Source organism: Fulvivirga maritima, assembly GCF_021389955.1.
Taxonomy (GTDB): Bacteria; Bacteroidota; Bacteroidia; order Cytophagales; family Cyclobacteriaceae; genus Fulvivirga; species Fulvivirga maritima.
Genome location: NZ_CP089980.1, coordinates 3438219 through 3457719, shown reverse-complemented (window position 1 = coordinate 3457719; position 19501 = coordinate 3438219). Strand labels below are relative to the sequence as shown.

Genomic DNA, 19501 nt, shown 5'->3' with positions numbered 1-19501 from the left:
CTATTTGTCGTTATAAGTAGACACCTTCCATTTCACCTCTCCTTTATATGGATCAGTTACTAGTTCATATTTGCCATTATTACTATTCAGGGTAAGCTCTGCTAAATCACTCTTTCCTGGCAGGTAAACAACACCATTTGCCTGTTTTTGATTATTAGCATACACTTTTAGCTCTAACTGTGACCAATCCATTTCCATAGTTGATTGTGCCAACTTAATATGAGGAATTACACTACCGCTTTTCACCAGCATAATAATAGGAATCTCCCCTGCTGTTATATTATGCCATCCGCCTTGATATGATTTACCAGTCTGATAATCGATCCATTCACCAGCGGGCAAATAAACGGCTCTTTCGTTCACTTCTTCAAACAAAGGAGCTACTAAAATATCTGAACCAAAAAGGTATTGATCATCTACCAACCATGCTCCAGGATCATTAGGATACTCCACAAATAGCGCCCTTACCATAGGCAGTCCTTTTTCAGTACATTGCTTAGCCTGAGCATAGATATAAGGCATCAGTTGATACCTCATGTTATCTGCCAGACGAAACTCCTTAAGGAAGTCTTTACTATACTCCCAGGGTTCTTTAGGAGGAGCTCCATGCGTTCTGGAATGAGAAGTAAGTAAACCAAATGGAGTCCATCTTCGGTACAGGCTCTCAGGTGTTTTCATTACAAAACCACCTATATCATTACTCCAAAAAGAGAATCCTGATAAGCCAAAAGACAAGCCTGCACGCAAGCTGGCTGCCATAGCCGTATTACTGTTGGCAGCATCTCCGCCCCAGTGTAAAGGATAGCGTTGACTGCCTGCCCAGGCGCTACGTGCCCAAATGATATTTTCTCCGCTAACGTCTTTAGTTACATCAGCCACCGCTTTGTTATATCTTAACGGGTATAAGTTATGCTCATAAAAACCAGTTCTGCCAGAGTGATAAATACCATTTACCGGCGCTGCTTCTCCAAAATCCACTTTTATAGCTCCAACTCCCATTTTGATAAGGTTACCAATTTTAGATTGATACCAATCTACGGTTTCAGGATTAGAGAAATCGAGCACGGCATCTTCATAAGGTAAGTTGCCTTTAAAGTCTTTTACTACCAGGCCTTTATCGACCAGCTCCGGATACAAAGTATTTTTAGGGGTAAAATAAGGCAATTGCCATAACGAGATATGAAACCCATCCTTTTTAAGATCTGAAATCATTTTAGAAGGATTATCAAACCTATCAGAGGCAAATTGGTAATCATTTCGCCAATCTACTCCGAACCAGCCGGTATCAAAGTGAATAACATCTGCTGGCACTTTATTTTTTCTTAGGTCAGAAGCCACTTTTCTTCCATCGGCCTCTGAGAAATAAGTAATGCGGCTCATCCAAAGACCGAAAGACCACAAAGGAGGCATGGAGGGCTTTCCAGTCAGTTCGGTGTACTCATCAAGAATATCTTTGGGTTCGCCTAAAAACACAAAAACATCCAGTTCATCGTCACCAATCATAAGTGAGTTGACTGCGTTAAAATACTTACCTACGTCACAAGTAATTGGCGAAGACGTATGAATAAACATGCCATAGCCTCGGTTACTCATGAAAAAAGGAATTGGCTTATACATGGTTTCATTTTGAGTACCATTGGCATCATCAGTCCACAAAACCACGCGCTGCCCTCTTTTATTGAGCTGAGTAAATGATTCGCCAAAACCAAACATTTTCTCTCCTGGTTGTAAAGAAAAGGCCGCTGAATAACTTCTTGAATAATCACTAGCCCTACGCACATATGAAAATGGCATAACCGGAGTATAGGTAGAATCTGTAAAATCGGCATTATGAACCGACTTAGTCAGCAGTCTACCTTGAGCATCTTTAAATTCTATTCGCCAAGGATATTGATAGATGGTTACCGACCCGTTTTCGTTATAATATTGATGTCCACCCTCAACCTTTTTATACTTCCAGGCATTTCTATGTTGTTCTGCCTTTCCGTTTACCAGCAATAGTGAAGCTTCATTTTGATTGAGTTGTGGACCTGATATGGCTTTTATTCTGATGGTTTTATCAGTAATCAGCTCTACTTTAAAGCTTCTTTTAGGGGCTTCTTCATATTCTGTAGTAGGAAATTCATTTGCCTTAACCGGACGAATAACTCCGAGCATATTATTAAAGGCTTGTCGGGTTACATACTCATACCTTGAATATTTAATGCTTCCTTCACCTGTTTTCTCGTTAAATTCAGCCAGGCTATCTGCCAGGTAATAAGTATTTTCAAAGCTCCTGAAAGCTGGGCTAACATCTAAAGGCGCATTGAGTAAATCGAACTCTTGTATTTGTGCATTGGCTCTCGGCACACATATGCTTAGCATGAGTACCGCCAGGCCGGTTAATAAATAACTTTTCATGACCAGGTTGATTTTAGGGTTGGCTTCAAAAGTATTTAACAAACCCAATGAAGCCTGTTATATTAAAAATGAGAGGTTGTATTAACAAGCGCCAATTTCGATAGCGAATGTCTCAAGAAAATGTTTACCAGATACTCCTTTACTTATAAAAGGAGGTTTTCTCAATTTTCATCTGAAAAAAAGCAACATTTAATACAACCTCCTTAATCTATTTAGTAGTTATGTTAAGGCTGCTGCCTTCTAAGCCATCAGCTGAAGCAGTGAGCTTAATACTCCCAGACTCCGAGCTAGATTGTATTATTGCCAGGGCCAATCCATGAAAAGCCTTTCTTTGCTCTGCTTTAAATGACTCCATGCTGGTAGGATCTCCATTATCAACCCCTACTATCTTACCCTTTCCTTCCAATGAAAAATTCACCTGATTATCAGCATCTGGCACTACATTTCCGTCTTTATCTAATATAGTTACGGTTACAAAAGCCAGGTCTTTACCATCAGCATTAATATCTGCTCTATCTACTTCTAACTTTATCTTTGCTGCCTTACCTGCGGTGTGTACTTCTTTGGTCATTACCACTTCATTATCTTTTCTGGTAACTACTTTAACCACTCCTGGTTCATAGCTCAGCCTCCACATCACATGCATACCATCTCCTTCTTTTCTCTTTATTCCTTTACTCTCTCCATTTAAGAATAGCTCTGCTTCATCAGCATGATTATAATAGGCCCAAACATCTACAGTTTTACCTTCTTCCCAATTCCAGTGAGGGAATACATGCAAAACAGAATCTTCAGTCCATTCACTTTTGTACAGATAATATGTGTCTTTAGGGAAACCGGCCAGATCTACCACGCCAAAGTATGAGCTGCGTGATGGCCAGGTATATGGAGTTGGCTCTCCTATGTAATCAAAGCCCGTCCAGATATACATACCGGACAGATAATCATGCTTTTCAATGATTTTTAGTGTTTCTTCATGAGTAGACCCCCAAGGTGCGCTTACATTATCATAAGCCGAAACAGTATTATCAGCATTACCTTCGGTAAACTCCAAATCCCAACGAATGGGCCATCTTCTAATACTATCTGAAGGCATATCATAATGACCTCTGGTAGCTAAAGCTGAAGTAGTTTCTGTAGCTATAAACTTCTCTCCCGGGAAGTTCTCTGGGAAAGGCTCGTAATCCTGATGATGATAATTGAAGCCTACAAGATCTAATGCTCCTGAAAGGTAGATATTATTTTTAGGCTGCGGATCATTAAGCGCTGAGGTAATAGGGCGCGTTTCGTCTAAAGATTTAACTATATCGGCCAGCTCTTTGGCTATGGTTGTACCTGTGCTGTCAAACTGTTCTAATATTTCATTACCAATGCTCCAAATAAATATACTGGGGTGGTTTCTATCTCTTTTTATTAAATCTTCAAGGTCTTGCTTGTGCCACTCATCCCAAACAGAAGCATAGTCATATTCTGATTTTTTCTTAGCCCACATATCAAAGGCTTCATCCATTACTATAAAGCCCATGCTATCACATAGCTGAAGTAATTCTGGAGCTGGCGGGTTATGCGCAGTACGAATTCCATTAACTCCCATTCCCTTCATGATTTCCAGCTGTCTCTCCATCGCCCTTACATTTACAGCGGCTCCGAGAGCGCCCAAGTCATGATGGTTACAAACTCCTCTTATTTTTAGAGGCTGACCATTGAGCGTAAATCCTTTTTTCGCATAAAAATTAAAATATCTGATACCTAGCGGAGTTGAATATTCGTCTATGATTTTACCTTCATGCTCTATAGTAGTGACTACTTTATACATAAATGGATCATCTACAGACCATAAATGAGGTTGTTTTACTGAAATTTCAGTACTCAGCTGATTATCACCAGCCTTTAAGTCCTTTTCTAAAGTTCCTGAAGCTACGGTTTGCCCATCTTCGGAAACTATATTATTGATGATATTTACTTTCTGAGCGGAAGACCTGTTTTCTATACTGATATTGAGAGCTACCAATGCTGAGTCTGATGATACCTGAGGAGTAATTACCTGAGTACCATACTGCTCTACGAAAGTTTTGTTAGTTTTTACCAACCATACATTTCTATAAATACCAGAGCCGGAGTACCATCTCGAATTAGGTTGCTGATCATTATTTACCTTTACAGCAATTACGTTTTCCTGGTCTCCATAATGCAGGTGAGGAGTAAGTTCATACCTGTATGAGATATAGCCATTCGGCCTTTTTCCTAAATATTCACCATTGATCCATACTTCTCCATTAGAGTATATTCCATCGAAATCAATAAACACTAGCTTAGCAGAATCCGCTTTATCTAACTGAAAAGTCTTTCTATACCAGCCGATGCCTCCGGGAAGGGCTCCTCCGCCGACTCCGGCAGGATTTTCCTTATCAAATTTGCCTTCAATACTCCAATCATGAGGAAGGTCTAACTGGCGCCAGGTAGAATCTGTGAAGTTTGGTTTGCTGGCATCTAATGTACTGTCAGCCAATGAAAATCGCCAGTTCTGATCAAAGTCTATTACTGATCGATTAGAAGTTCTTTCTTGCTTACAACTAAAGCTTAGCAGAAGTAAGCATAAAAAAAGGAGTTTGTGGAACGAATGAGCCAATTTATTAATATTTAGTTATCAGATTAAAAAAATATGAATGCCCGGATAGCATTAACCCGGACATTCAACCCTTATATGATTAAACTATAATCTTTAATCAGTTTCCTGCTGAAATGATGGCTTCTATAGCCTCAGCATGTTCCTGATGTCCGTTGGACCTATCAAAAAGTCCAAAACCTAAATTTCCTGTGTGCCCGTTATCCCAATAAACAGGCACCATATCATTTTCCAGCGCAGTGCTGGTTACGTAATTTAAATAGTAATTTCTTGAAGCCACATGCTCAGCATAAGTACTGTTCACAGGCTCGGTTTTAAGAAGAGAACCAAATTCTCCTAAAATGACTCCGTAGCCTTTGTCTACGAAATTGGTTTTCATTTTCTCAAATTGCTGATCAACCCAAGCTTCATCTCCCCAGTCTGCATGACCTGCTTCACCATTATGGCTTGATCCCCATAAGGTTGTGCTTCCATTTTCTTCAAGGGCAAATTCATAGGGATCATAAAAATGCACTTCTACCATCAGTCGGTCAGCTGTTTCATCTTCTGGGAGGGTCATATGATCCGCTGCGTGATTTATGTTAGTGTTATAAGACTGCACTATCAGCTGGCGATAAACGTTTCGGCCTCCAGTAGCACGAACCGTGGTCACGAAAGTCTGATTAAATGAATTCTGCACTTCAGCATTTTCAGCTGTTGGTGGGTCATAATTATCCTGAATGTGCACTTCATTAGTACCAGCAAAGAGCAGATGATCATCATAGTCTCTGAAATAAACCGCTATTTGCTCCCAAAACACAGCTAGTTTATCATTAATTTCTTCTTTATTTTCATTGAAAGGCTTATTCATCCAGCCTCCATCCCAGTGTACATTTATAATGGCATACATATCATTATCCAATACATATTGCGCCACCTCTTCAACCCTTTGTAACCAGGATTCTTTAATTTCAAAAGTATTTTCATCGGCCAACATATGTGACCATGACACAGGTATTCTTACCGTAGTAAAACCAGCAGCTTTCACTGAATCTATCAGCTGCCTGTTGATAACAGGATTTCCCCAGGAAGTTTCATTTCCGCTGAGCTGATCTCCGTTTAAATAAATAGCTTCTAAGGAGTTGCCCACGTTCCATCCGATACCCATAAGATCAGTAAACTCTACTGATGTGAGGTTACGCATACCTGTGTTATCAGGAGGAATGCTGTATGAGGTAGAAGTGGTATCTTCAACAATGTCAGGGGTATTTTGCTCTTCCTCCGCATCATCATCACTAGAACAGCAAACGAATGATAAAGAGCAAAGCAATAGAAATAAAGTAGTAGTAGTTTTTATGTTCATAAGGAAAACGGATTTTGAAAATCAATCCTGTACACCCACCAAATTGACAGATGTACAGGATATCTTTTTTAATCTTCTTTAGGGATAAAGTTGTAAACCAGATAAGCTATACCTTCACCATCAACATCCTGATCTCTAAGAACTCCTAACCTTAATTCATCAGGAGTAAGTGAAAATATTGCATAATTATTCCAGTTACTAACTCCTCTAATGCCATCTTTAGAAGGTTTATAACTTCTTAATATAGAAGCACTAGGAATACTTAATGTTTTTGCATTCACATTTATTCTAAAACTAGAAGTTTCAGTAATATCTCCTTCCTGTGGTTTAGTAGCCGTAAAAGTTGCACTATTATTTTTTAAGGAAAAAGTCATTACCCCATGGTCACCTGCCGCAACAATGTCATCATTTACAGCTTGTTCTGCGCTAGGAGGCCATGACCAACAGTCATCACCATAACAACCGTCTTCTCCTCCTTCAAGCCATCCATTTTCAGATCCGAAAAAAGTAATTGGACCATCAAAATAAACGCCATCAGTATCTAACACCCATGATTTTTCTTCACCTACTCCTCCTGACAAGTAAGTCCATAGAGGATCACTCAAATAACTCAGGTTAGTAGTTGTAATATTAAGAGTTAAACTGTCATCAGCCACAAAACCACCTTCCCCTTGAGTTGCATACAAAAACTTATAATTTCCAGGAAACGGAATTCTTACAGTATCCTTAACTCTAGTAGAAAGTCCATCTGGGGTATACCAATAAGGGATTACATTAGGAGTTAAACTCTCTAAAATAATCATATTAGGTTCATTAGGGTTTGGCTCAATAGAATAGCTTAAAGAACTTTTATCTATTGGACTACCTAATTCCGGCATATCATCACGACAAGCACTCAACAATGCTGGTAAAATAACCAGGCACAGAAGTAATATCTTTAAATTTTTCATTGTCTTCATTTTTAATTATTCCCAACCTGTATTTTGCTGTAATAGTCCATTTGAGATCAAAATCTCATTTATAGGAATTTGCTGTAATCCTCTGGATGCTTCGTTGAATGTAATATTCTTAGTAGCTTCAGCTCCTCCATTTAAAACTGGCGCATTATTAGTGTTAAGTGCTGCTGCTGCTACATCCATTCCTTGTCTTAGCAGATCCCAGTATCTTATTCCTTCAAAAGCTAACTCCAACCTTCTTTCTTCCATCAGGTTTTCATGATTAAGAGGTATTTCCGTATACTCATCTCCTAATGCTCTTTCTCTCACCATGTTGAAGTACTCCTGAGCATTACCGCTTCCTAGTTCTGCCGCCATTAGTAAAACATCGGCAAATCTTATAGAAACAAAGTCCTGGTATTGGCCTATTTGGAAATTAACACCTCCTAAAGCTTCCGCTGTACTAACATTATCTTCATTAGTCATTGGTGTATATTTTTTCACAAAATAGCCTGTATACTCTCTTTGACCAGAAAAATCATATGGTAAGTTTTCACCGGCCACTGAGGTTATTGAAGCAAACCTTCTTGAATCGCCATCAGGAAAAGCATTATACAGATCTGGAGTTACTGTGGCTCCACCCCAACCTTGTCCGTAAGGATGATGATCAAAAGATCTCATACCATACATTACTAACCAGTGATTACCATCTGTATTAGAGGGTGTATAACTACTAGTATAAGTATATTTAATAGCAAAAACGGTTTCTTTATTCCCTTCCCCTGCGTAATCTTCTTCTGAAGCAGCAGGCCATAATGTACTGTAATCTTCAAGAAGTCCGTGTCCACTGTTGTTTATTACATCTTCAAGATAGGCCAATGCATCAGATTGAGAAATGCTACCTTCCTGGGTAGGTAAAGCACTTTGATTATAATACCCTGTGTAATAAAGGAATACTCTGCCCATCAAAGACTCCGCAGCCCATTTAGTAACTCTACCATCCTCTGTAGGATCCCAGGCATCAGCTGGCAAATTATTAGCCGCAAACTCTAAATCCGAGCCAATAAGTGCATAAACATCCTCAGGATCAGCCATTGGAACAATCTCTGCTGTAGGAACTTCTAATAATGGAATATGCCCAAAAAGTCTGACTAAATCAAAATAACAAAAGGCTCTAATGAATCTGGCCTCTGATTCATATTGGTTTCTTAATTCTTCATCAGTTCCCCAATCAATATCATCCATTTTAGTTAAAAACTTATTACAGTAATATATTGCACTATAATAAGCTTTCCAGTTAGGTTGAAAGAAATTCCCTTCAGAAGGTGCTACATTTGGATCAAACTCATCTAACATTTGATACGCAAATCCATCAGCATTACCTGTACCTCCATAGCAGTTATCTGAAAGAATAGAAGTTGCTAATGGAAAACCTGGAAAAGTAGCCCATACTTTCTGAAGTCCGTCATAACATCCAATCATAGCTTCATAAGCATCATCAGTGTTTTGATAAAAGTTTTTTTCTATCCTTTCATCCAAGGGTTCTGTCTCCAAAAAGTCATTACAAGCGGATAAGGTACCAAGCACCGCTGTAATTAATATGATTTTAATATATGATTTCATAATAATGTCTAATCTTAAAATTTAACATTTACACCAGCCATAAGTACTCTTGGTCTTGGGTAATAACCAATATCCACACCGCTTGTAAACTCAGAGCCATATCCCACTTCAGGGTCCATACCTGAATATTTGGTGAATGTGAATAGGTTCTGAGCTGTCAGATAAAACCTTAACTGACTAATGGCTTGTAGTTTAATTATATTAGAAAAGTCATATCCTAATGTGATATTATTTATCCTTAAGAAATCTCCATCCTTAATATATATATCAGAAAATTGAGTGTAGTTCTTACCATTTTCAGTAATACGAGGTAATTCATTAGAAGTACCTTCACCATGCCATCTGTCTAGTATTTCTTTAGAATAATTAGAGTACTGTCCGGTAGAGTTTCTGTATGATTGCACTAATTGATTTCCTGCCACACCATTAGCATTGATAGAAAAATCAAACCCCTTATATCCTAATGTTATGTTAAAACCATATACTAAATCAGGGTTAGGATTTCCTATTTCTGTTTTATCATCACTCGTAATTCTTCCGTCACCAGTACGATCTTTATATATTAAATCTCCAGGCTCAGCATCTGGTTGAATTAGCTGACCTTCACTGTTTCTATAGTTTTGAATTTGTTCTTCATTTTGAAACACACCATTGGTTTCATACCCCCAAAAATAACCTATAGGAAAACCCTCTTGGGCCCTATAGAATCTAGGTGCGTTATTCCATAATTCATTTTCACCACCATCAATAAAACCATCAGCTCTTGGAATCTCCTTCACCTCGTTTTGATTATATGCTCCATTTGCACTGATCGTGTAATTAAAATCCCCTTTCTGATCTGACCACGATAAAGCTAACTCCAATCCCTTGTTGACTACTAGCCCCCCATTAATAAATGGTTCTTCTTCTGATCCTGCAGTAGCCACTATATTCGGTTTTACTAACCAATCCTTGGTGCTCTTCCTGTACCAATCTACCGAAGCAGATAATCTTCTATCTAAAAACTCTGCATCTAGACCTATATCAATCTGTTCTGATGTTTCCCAAATCAAATCTGGATTAGCCAACCTATAAGGAATGGCTCCTGTAACTAATCCCGGCTCCGATGTTCCTAATGAATAATATGCAATTTTTATTGGAGAAGCAAAAGCAAACCTTTGCAACCTGTTATTTCCATTCTGCCCCCAACTTGCTCGTAATTTCAAGAAATTAACAGGCAGGTTTAGGTTTTTGAAAAAATCCTCATATGAAGCTACCCATCCAGCTGAAAAAGAAGGGAAGAATCCCCACCTATTTCCATCAGCAAATTTTGAACTTCCATCATACCTAAAAGTGGCATTTAATAAGTACTTTTCGTCATAATTATATAAAACACGACCAAAGAAGGATTGAAGTGTTTCCTCCCAGGCTTCACCTCCCACTTGCATTCTTATTCCATTAGTGTAAGTAGTATTATTTATATAAGCATGTTCCAAATCGTCAAATACTGAATTAGCATTTACCGCTCTTACTGATGAGTAATCCCATTTCTGCCATGTAGTTCCTAATAATACTTCAAAATCATTAAGCCCGGCCATGAAGTGATACTTCAAAGTGTTTTCCCAGTTCCAGCTAAGCTGTCTATCTGAGCTTTGAGACACACTACTAGTGTCTTGTCTTGTACTTATTGACAACTCATAAGCTGGTGTATAACTATGATAAGCTGAGGTATAATTAGTTACTCCTAACCTGGTTTTAAAGGTTAAACCTTCAATAGGCTCAGCTTCTAAATAGATGTTTCCAACCATTCTTTGATTGTTGCTTTCATTCTGATTGAAATATATCATTTCAGCGTAAGGGTTTGATAAGCCACCGGCATCTATAAACTCTCCTTGAGCATTGCTATATAGTGTTCCATCAGGATTGAATACTGGCATTAATGGGTGAGTATTAAAGGCAGATCTAAAACTGTTATTATACAAACCATCATCCTGAATACCATTTTGATTTACATAAGAATAGGTGATATTTTCACCTAATGTAATGATGTCATCATACAGATGGTGTTCTGAATTCATTCTAAAAACGTACCTCTCATAGTTAGAAAGATCCTTTCCTCCTAAAACCCCCTCTTGCTGGGTATAAGATAGTGATGAGGAGTAAACAGAATTTTCATTTCCGCCAGTTAATCCTAAGTTATAATTTTGCATTTTAGCATTATCTACTATAACCTGATCTAACCAATCAGTACCTTCTCCTAATTGGGCTATTTCCTGATTGGTAAAATATGGTGAATTGCCTGAATTAATGGCTTGCTCATTCATCATAGTGGCATATTCACGTGCATCTAAAAGCTCTAGTTTGTGACCTATAGATTGTACACCGTAGTAAGCATCAAAGCTTAGTTTAGCACCACCTGCTTTACCTTGTTTAGTAGTAATCTGCACTACCCCATTAGCAGCCCTGGAACCGTAAATAGCGGCAGAAGCGGCATCTTTTAGCACATCTATTGAAGCAATGTCAGCATTATTTAAGTAGTTAATATTATCTACCGGCATGCCATCAACAATATAAAGCGGGCTAGCATCACCAGTAGTACCTACACCACGAATATTTACATTAAAATCAGATCCTGGCTGACCAGACTGAGAGGTAATGCTTATACCGGGACTTTGACCTTGCATAGATTGTAAGGCATTAGTATTACTTAATTTTTCAAGGTCATCTCCTGAAACTTTTACAGTAGCTCCTGTAACAAGATTTTTTTTCTGAGTACCATAACCAATAACCACCACTTCTTGAAGCTCAGTTACGTCTTCTTCTAAATTGATGTCTAACTTGGTTCTTCCATTAAGAGGGACTACCTGAGTAGCATAACCAATAAATGAAAACACAAGTGTTTCATTTCCTGTAGCTACATCAAGTGAATAATTACCTTCGATATCAGTGGTGGTACCTGAGGTAGTACCCTCCACCATAACACTTACACCAGGTACACTTTCGCCTCCCGCTGTAACTGTTCCCTGCACTGGGTGCTGGGCGTATGCCATTTCATAAAAGCAAAATGACAATAACATAAGTAGTATTTTTTTCATTGTGTTTTAAGTTAAGTTGTTAGATGCCTTAAACATTTTTGATTCACAAACGTTTGCAGCTGTTAGCTTAAAAAAAGGTTCTTGAAAGACCCGGATGCTTGTATTCATCCGGGCATTTTTCGTTTTACAAATCGTTAGTTTAATTTTTAGGGTTTTTTAATTTAAAACTCACCTTTTTAGGTGTATTCAATTTGTGTTTAATCAAAGTTCGACCTTCACCTCTGCACCTGTATATTTGATAGTTTGCTGAGGTTCTTGATCAAAATTGAGTTCTTGAGCATTTGACTTATCAATAGCGATGATTTGGAATGTTCTCTCTTGCAGCATTCCGTCAAATGATCCGTTGCGCGCGCCTATTGTAAGGGTATTAGTAGCGTCATCATAGGTAAATGGTATTTTACTAAATTTCCCTTGTTCGTAGTTATAGTTAATATTTTCGTCTTCATAAAGCTCAAAGCTGCCATTAGCGCCTTTGTACACATAAAGTGTAATAGGGTCTGCAGGTTTTTCGGTAGTATATTCTATCTCTGGTCCGAAAGGAAGAATGGCTCCTGCTTTTACGAAAATCGGCATTCTCTCATAAGGAGCATCAGCTTCCATAGTCTGTCCTCCTTCATAGAATTTACCACTGTACAGGTCATACCATCCGTTTGACTTAGGTAGGTATAACTCTCTGGAAGTAGCCTTGTATTCTGTTACAGGGTTGATTAGCAAGCTTGGCCCAAACATAAACTGGTTAGCGATGTCATATACTTCTTTATCATCATTAAAGTCCATTACTAAAGCTCTCATAATGGTGTAGTCATCAAAGTGAACTTTACCGGCTAATGAGTAGATGTAAGGCATAAGTCTGTATCTCAGCTTATTGTAATAAACAATAGATTTATATGCAGGATGACTTTCTGGTGCTATGTTATATACCTCTCTGTAAGGAAACTGACCATGAGCTCTATACAGCGGAGTAAATGTGCCGAACTGATACCATCTGGCATTAAGCTCTCTCCACTCATTAAGTGCTTCACCTTGAGGAGCAGGTCTGTCATATTTGTTTTCTACAAAGAAACCTCCAATGTCAGTAGTCCAATAAGGTAAGCCAGAAAGGCCGAAGTTTAATCCTCCAGGTATTTGTCTTTCCATTTCTCCGAAAGTAGAAGCTATATCGCCACTCCAGGTAGCTGCTCCATAATGCTGAAGACCAGCAAAAGCAGAACGTGTTAATATAAATACTCTTTGATTAGGAGCTTCTTCTCTTTGCCCTTCATAAATACCTTTGGCATTCATTAATGAATAAGCATTGAAGTAATCTGTGGCAGATCCCAGGTGAGTAGGATTCATTAATTCTTTTCTGTACTCAATAGTAGCGTTAGAAAGAATATCTGGCTCGGTAGCATCAAGCCACCAGGCATCTACTCCTTTAGAGAAAAGGTTTTTGCTTAGGAGCTCCCAAAATGCTTTTCTTCCTTCTGGGTTATAGGCATCATAGAAAGTAGATACGTAGCCCTGACCAATCCAATCTTTCACACTGTCATCAATACTCTTTTTATATAAAAGGCCTTTTTCATCTAAAAACTTGTAGTTATCAATACCTTCATAAAATTTAGGCCACACAGAGATCATGAAGTGAGCATTATACTTATCATGGATTTCTTTGATCATTCCATCAGGATCAGGGAAACGCGTAGCATCGAACTGCTGACTTCCCCACTGATCTTCTTCCCAGTATGACCAGTCTAGCACAATGTTATCAAGAGGAATATTTCTTTTTCTGAATTCTTTCACGGCATTTAACACTTCTTCTTGTGTTTTGTAGCGTTCTCTACTTTGCCAGAATCCAAGCGCCCATTTAGGCATTACCTGAGCAGAACCTGTTAATTTTCTGTAACCGCTTATTACATCATCCAGATTATCTCCATGAACGAAATAATAGCTGGCTATGTCACCTCCTTCAGATGCAAAGGCAAATTTATCTTTCATTTGCTCTTCAATTGGAGGCATATATTTTAACGCTAAGTATGACACGCCGCCATCAGGAATCCACTCTATTTTTACAGATTGTTTCTGACCTGCTTGTAATGAATAAGTGAATAAAGCAGGACCAGGATTCCAGGCTTCGCGCCATTTATCTAATAATAACTCTCCGTTAATCCATACTTTAATATATCCTGCTCCAGGCATTAAAAATGTATGCTTACCAGTTTTATCACTTTCGATAGCTCCTTCCCAAACGATTTTAGCAGTTGACATATCGTAGTTGTCAGGAAGCGGCTCCATGCTTTCAAGAAATTCGTAAGCTATCTTGTTTTCGTTTCTAACTACAGCAGGTTCTTTACTGTCATCAAGAAAGCCATAAGTGGCAGTAAGGTTGCCCTTTTCTCCATCTTTATTGTATAAGGTTAAATCTGATATTTCTTTATAAGGCCTTACATCTCCAAACTTAGTGATAGAGTAGTTATCCCAAAGTACACCGTACTCTTTACTAGAAACCACAAAAGGTACCACTGCTGTAGAGTTGTACTGCGTAAGATCTACCTGATATCCTTTATAATTCATAACTCCCTCCTGATGTTGACCTAAGCCATATAATGCTTCGCTGTCATCAGTAGTGAAGTATTTAACAAATTTATAATCTCCTTCTTCAGAGTTTACACCGCTTACTTCACTTACAATTTCATTACCGTCTTTATCAAAGAAAGCAACTTCACCAGTTTGTGTAGCTATTTTTACTTTGAGCTTACTAGTAGTGATGGTTAAATTATCACCTTCTTCTACCAGCTCCCAGTCTTTAGAGGTCTCTTTATTTACTATAATAAGACTCTTCTCTTCGGGCATTTCCTTTTCAGGAGTAGAGGCTACCTGAATTATTTCATCAGATATCACTTTTACTTTAAGACATTGGGTATCTCCTTCTTTAGCAGGAGAAAGTTTTAACACAATGCCATCCGATAGTTTTTCGTAATTCTTTTCTTCAGAATCCACTGAGGTGCAAGACACCAAGTGGAAGCATAACAGAAAGGCTAATACGCTAGACTTTACTAATTTCATTGATCGTTTATTCATAATTTGGGTATCGCTATTACCTGCAATCATCAATCGATTGCAGTAGCCAATGTAGAAAGAATAGTGTATTAAAGGGGGTATCAAATGTTTCAAATGTAGGTTTAAATCGTTAACAGAGCTTTTAAAGGGGTATAATGTGTGTTTTACCCTCCTTGTGAGAAATACCTACCCATGTTATTTGTTATGCTGCTCTGCATAAGTGGATGGCAATACGTCGTATTCCATTTTAAAGTATTTGGTGAAATACTTTCTGTTATTAAAGCCTACCTGATAAGCAACTTCTGCCACGGTAAGCTGGCTCTTTCTTAAGAACTGAGCAGCACGCTGCAGTCTTATTTTTCTTATGAATTCTACAGGAGTTTTGCCGGTGAGAGACACCATCTTCTTATACAGGTGCGTACGACTCATACCCAGCTCACGACTTAGCATCTCTACAGAGAGATCAGGGTTAGATATGTTTTCTTCTACTACTTTTATGGCTTCCTGTATAAGTTTATCATCTAAAGAAACAATATCAATCTCGCTGGTCTCTACACTTATTTTTTTAGTGTAAGCTTCCTGCATAGCCTGGCGCTGCTGTATCAGATTTTTTATTCTTGAAAGTAAAATTTCAAAGTTAAATGGCTTAGTAATATAATCATCCGCACCTACATTAAGTCCTTTTAGCTTTTTATCATTATTACTATGTGCCGTAAGCAATACAAAAGGTATATGTGAGGTTCTGGTATCAGCCTTCACTTTTTCACATAATTCCATGCCATTCATTTCAGGCATAGAGAGATCGCTCACTATTAAATCTGGCAAGGCAGACAAGGCACGCTGCCAGCCTTCTTTCCCATTCTGAGCTTCTATTATTTTAAAGTGAACGCCCAGGTTATCTTTCAAATAAAAACGGAAATCTTCATTATCTTCTACCAATAACACTAGAGGGGTATCCTGATTGTGTGATGCCTTACCGTGAATCACATCACTAATATTGGCCTTTTCTACCTGCTTTTCTACTTGCTCTGTTGGTTTCACCACTTTTACAGGTATACGCACGGTAAATACAGTGCCTTTGCCAAGTTCACTTTCCACATTAATGGTGCCCCCATGTATCTTCACAAATTCCTTAGTAATGGCCAAACCTATGCCGCTACCCTGATTAAGTACACTGCCAGGTGTATCGCTTCTGAAAAAACGAGTAAAAATTTTATTTTGCTGCTCCTTACTTATACCAATACCGGTATCTGTAACGCGGATTTGTAAGACTTTAAGCTCTTCCATGCCTCCGTCACTATCAAATGAACTTACCTCCACATGCACCTTACCTTTTTCTGGTGTAAACTTAAATGCATTAGAAAGTAGGTTAAACAACACTTTCTCCAGCTTGTCCATATCAAACGAGGCAAAGAAATCACTGGTAGTACTGTCAAATGTGAGTTCTACATTCTTATTTTCAGAGAGATCAGAGAAGGAATTGACTGATTCTTCGATAAACCTAATGATGTTACCCTCAGAAGGATGTAAGTCTATGGTGTCCACCTCCAGCTTCCTGAAATCCAGCAACTGATTCACCAGATTAAGCAATCTTTTGGCATTTCTATGAATCATCTGTAGCTGACGACTTTGCATATCATCCTTACCGTTACTCAATAGTTTCTCCAGTGGCGCCAATATGAGTGAAAGCGGTGTTCTAAACTCATGACTTACATTAGTAAAAAAGCGAATTTTTAAAAGGTCAAGTTCATGCATTTGTCGTGCTTCTCGCCGCTCCTGCTCTATCTGGAATTTAATCCGCTCTCTCTGCAGCATGATTTTTCTACCTATATATAAAGCGGCCAACACTAAAATAGCATAAGCGGCATAAGCCCAAGGTGTTTTCCAGAAGGGTGGTCGCACTTTAATGTGTAAGCTAGCCCCTTTTTCATTCCAAACACCGTCATTATTAGAAGCAAGCACTCTAAAGGTATAATTACCAGGATCCAGGTTAGTATAAGTAACACGGTGTGATGAAGTTACTCGCCACTGTTGATCGAACCCTTCTAATTTATAGCGGTATTTATTTTTACCCGGATGCAAAAAGCTCAATGCCGCAAACTCTATAGAAAATACGTTTTCATAATGCTTCAGAGTTATTTCATCAGTAAAAGGAAGCGCTTTATTTAGCAATACTCGACCATTCTTCTTCTGCCCTACCTCCAGCTTATTATTAAAAAGGTGAAAACCTGTAAAAACCACTTCAGGAATCTCGGTATTAACATCAATGTCAGCAGGATTAAAAATATTAAAACCATTGGGGCCGCCAAAAAGTAACATTCCATCGTGTGTTTTCAGAGCAGCATTCTCATTAAACACTTTACTCTGCAAACCATCGCTTTCATCATAGTTAATAAACTTAGGTGTTTTAAGGCCTACTTCGTTTTCATCTATAATAATATGCGAAAGTCCATTGGGTGTACTTACCCATAGGTTCTGCTCATCATCTTCCAGGATGGTGAAGATTGTATTATGCGGTAAACCATCTGCGGTAGTAAACAGTTGATACAAGCCATGTTTTTCATCATAAACATGAAGCCCCTCTTGGGTACCCACCCACATATGTCCTTTTTGATCTTTATGAAAACAATAAATGGTATTACTGGCTAAGCCTACAGAATCTTCAGGCTCACTTTTTATATGCTTTACATCTTTACTTACAGGGCTAAATATATCAATGCCATTTCCTCCTCCTATCCAAATATTCCCTTGATCATCCTCCTCTAGAGCTAAGATATAGTTGCTATGTAATGAATTAGGGTTATTAATAGTGTCTACTTCAAAATGCTCAAAAGTCTTATCATCAGGATTATATCTATCTAAACCATGAGACAGGGTGCCTACCCAAATATTCCCTTTTGAATCTTCCATAAGCTCCCAGATATTATCATCTGAAATGCTGGTACTGTTATCAGAATCATGTCTGAAGCGTTCAAAATTATCTCCGTTATAGGTATTAAGCCCACCAAAATAAGTGCCTACCCATAAGGTGTTACGCTTATCCAATAGCATACTCACAATTACATTACTACTAATGCTTTCAGGGTCGTTTGGGTCTGCTTTGTATTGCTTAAATGTATTATTATGTCTGTCAAAATAAAGTAAGCCTCCTCCATTGGTTCCGATCCAGATATTGCCTTTTTCATCTTCTACGAACCTGTTAACATCATCAAAAGGTAAGCTCCCAGGCTCTGAAATGAGGTTTTGATAATGTCGGAATCGTTTGATGTCTTTATGATAAAAATTAACTCCGTTTTTATAAGTCCCTACCCAGATTATGCCATCACGATCTTTGTACAAGCAGTATATACTGTTATGTGCCAGGCTATTATTCACCTCCGGATGGTGCTCCATATAGGTGATTTCCTTATTCTTTTTGTCTATAATATTAATACCACCATGGTCAGTGCCTACCCAGATCACTCCGGGCGATTCTTCCACTACGTCAATTACAAAATCATTGTTTAACTTCATACGCTCAGAAGCTCTGTTATAGGCCACCAAGTCTTCAGTAGTTGGGCTATACTGATAAATGCCCTTACCATAACCTAATAGATAAATCCACAAGTCACCCATGCTATCTACTATGAACTCATAGTTGATATCCATATTAGCATACTGTGCAAAGAGGTTTTTATTGGTTTGAACAATCTCATGGCTGCTATGATCTAACTTTTGCAGTACTCCGTTGGTATGCATTATCCATGGATCTCCGTGCGCTGAATAGCGTAGACAAGCCACATCATTTGTAGCTATTTTAGGAGAGGTCAATTGAGTAGTTTGCTGATCTGAAGTATTATAAGCGGTAATGCCACCTTTCCTATTTACAAACCAGTAAGCCTTATTATCAAAAGTAGAGATATCCAATACTTCAGAATTAGGCAGGTGATATTTATTAATGTCTGCCTGAGCCAGGTTATGAAACTTTTCAATTTCCGGATCATAGATACTAATACCGGCCCCTGTTCTTATCCAGATTTTACCATCAGGATCTTCAAAAATAGCTTCTATGTCATTTCCTCTTAGAGAGGTAGTATCTCTGGGGTTATTTCGAAATACTTTTACAGAATAACCATTATATAGATTAAGACCATTACCTGTACCAATCCAAATAAAGCCATTCCTGTCTTTAAAGACACAATTGACTTCACCATGGGTAAGACCGTCATTCGCATTTAATGATTCAAACTGATAGGGCAGCGGAGCCTGAGCCTGAACATTGAGTGCCGTGACTAGAAGTAATACATTATATATTAATAAAGTTGATATACTTTTCATTCACCACCTCAAAAAATGATATGCCAAATTATCAAAAATAGTTCATACTAAAATTGAATAATAAAAGAATTGAAGAAGCTCTTTTCATCTTTGCATTCAACTAGTAAGACAAAAATATTATTAGCATTATACTTTTAGAATGGTAAAT

At 38.2% G+C, this 19501-nt stretch carries 8 protein-coding genes; all 8 read right to left on the bottom strand.

Annotated features, from left to right (window positions below; translation table 11 throughout):
• The 8 genes from LVD15_RS14875 to LVD15_RS14840 all read right to left on the bottom strand — a co-directional run bounded on the left by LVD15_RS14875 (position 1) and on the right by LVD15_RS14840 (position 19353).
• A complete protein-coding gene (locus tag LVD15_RS14875; RefSeq protein WP_233776019.1) occupies positions 1 to 2400 on the bottom strand; it encodes a glycoside hydrolase family 31 protein in 2400 nt (799 codons plus the stop codon).
• Between the two features lie 208 nt (positions 2401 to 2608).
• Positions 2609 to 5029, bottom strand: coding sequence for a beta-galactosidase GalB (galB, locus tag LVD15_RS14870; protein WP_233776018.1), 2421 nt, complete (start codon positions 5027 to 5029; stop codon positions 2609 to 2611).
• A gap of 97 nt (positions 5030 to 5126) precedes the next feature.
• Positions 5127 to 6368, bottom strand: coding sequence for a glycoside hydrolase family 5 protein (locus LVD15_RS14865; RefSeq protein WP_233776017.1), 1242 nt, complete (start codon positions 6366 to 6368; stop codon positions 5127 to 5129).
• 68 nt (positions 6369 to 6436) lie between these two features.
• On the bottom strand, positions 6437 to 7318 hold the full coding sequence (locus LVD15_RS14860; RefSeq protein ID WP_233776016.1) for a hypothetical protein: 882 nt from the start codon (positions 7316 to 7318) through the stop codon (positions 6437 to 6439).
• Between the two features lie 15 nt (positions 7319 to 7333).
• On the bottom strand, positions 7334 to 8926 hold the full coding sequence (locus LVD15_RS14855) for a RagB/SusD family nutrient uptake outer membrane protein (RefSeq protein WP_233776015.1): 1593 nt from the start codon (positions 8924 to 8926) through the stop codon (positions 7334 to 7336).
• A 14-nt stretch (positions 8927 to 8940) separates the two neighbouring features.
• Positions 8941 to 12000 carry a SusC/RagA family TonB-linked outer membrane protein gene (locus tag LVD15_RS14850; protein ID WP_233776014.1) on the bottom strand — a complete coding sequence of 1020 codons (3060 nt, stop codon included), beginning with the start codon at positions 11998 to 12000 and terminating at the stop codon, positions 8941 to 8943.
• A 201-nt stretch (positions 12001 to 12201) separates the two neighbouring features.
• On the bottom strand, positions 12202 to 15042 hold the full coding sequence (locus tag LVD15_RS14845) for a TIM-barrel domain-containing protein (protein WP_233776013.1): 2841 nt from the start codon (positions 15040 to 15042) through the stop codon (positions 12202 to 12204).
• A 189-nt stretch (positions 15043 to 15231) separates the two neighbouring features.
• Positions 15232 to 19353: a hybrid sensor histidine kinase/response regulator transcription factor gene (locus LVD15_RS14840; RefSeq protein WP_233776012.1), complete on the bottom strand. Its 4122-nt coding sequence runs from the start codon at positions 19351 to 19353 to the stop codon at positions 15232 to 15234.
• Positions 19354 to 19501 lie beyond the last annotated feature (148 nt).

What these genes read in the sequence shown, in the direction of transcription:
- LVD15_RS14875 (WP_233776019.1), bottom strand. Translation starts at nt 2,400, where the DNA reads ATGAAAAGTTATTTATTAACCGGCCTGGCGGTACTCATGCTAAGCATA.
- LVD15_RS14865 (WP_233776017.1), bottom strand. Translation starts at nt 6,368, where the DNA reads ATGAACATAAAAACTACTACTACTTTATTTCTATTGCTTTGCTCTTTA.
- LVD15_RS14860 (WP_233776016.1), bottom strand. Translation starts at nt 7,318, where the DNA reads ATGAAAAATTTAAAGATATTACTTCTGTGCCTGGTTATTTTACCAGCA.
- LVD15_RS14855 (WP_233776015.1), bottom strand. Translation starts at nt 8,926, where the DNA reads ATGAAATCATATATTAAAATCATATTAATTACAGCGGTGCTTGGTACC.
- LVD15_RS14850 (WP_233776014.1), bottom strand. Translation starts at nt 12,000, where the DNA reads ATGAAAAAAATACTACTTATGTTATTGTCATTTTGCTTTTATGAAATG.
- LVD15_RS14845 (WP_233776013.1), bottom strand. Translation starts at nt 15,042, where the DNA reads ATGAAATTAGTAAAGTCTAGCGTATTAGCCTTTCTGTTATGCTTCCAC.
- LVD15_RS14840 (WP_233776012.1), bottom strand. Translation starts at nt 19,353, where the DNA reads ATGAAAAGTATATCAACTTTATTAATATATAATGTATTACTTCTAGTC.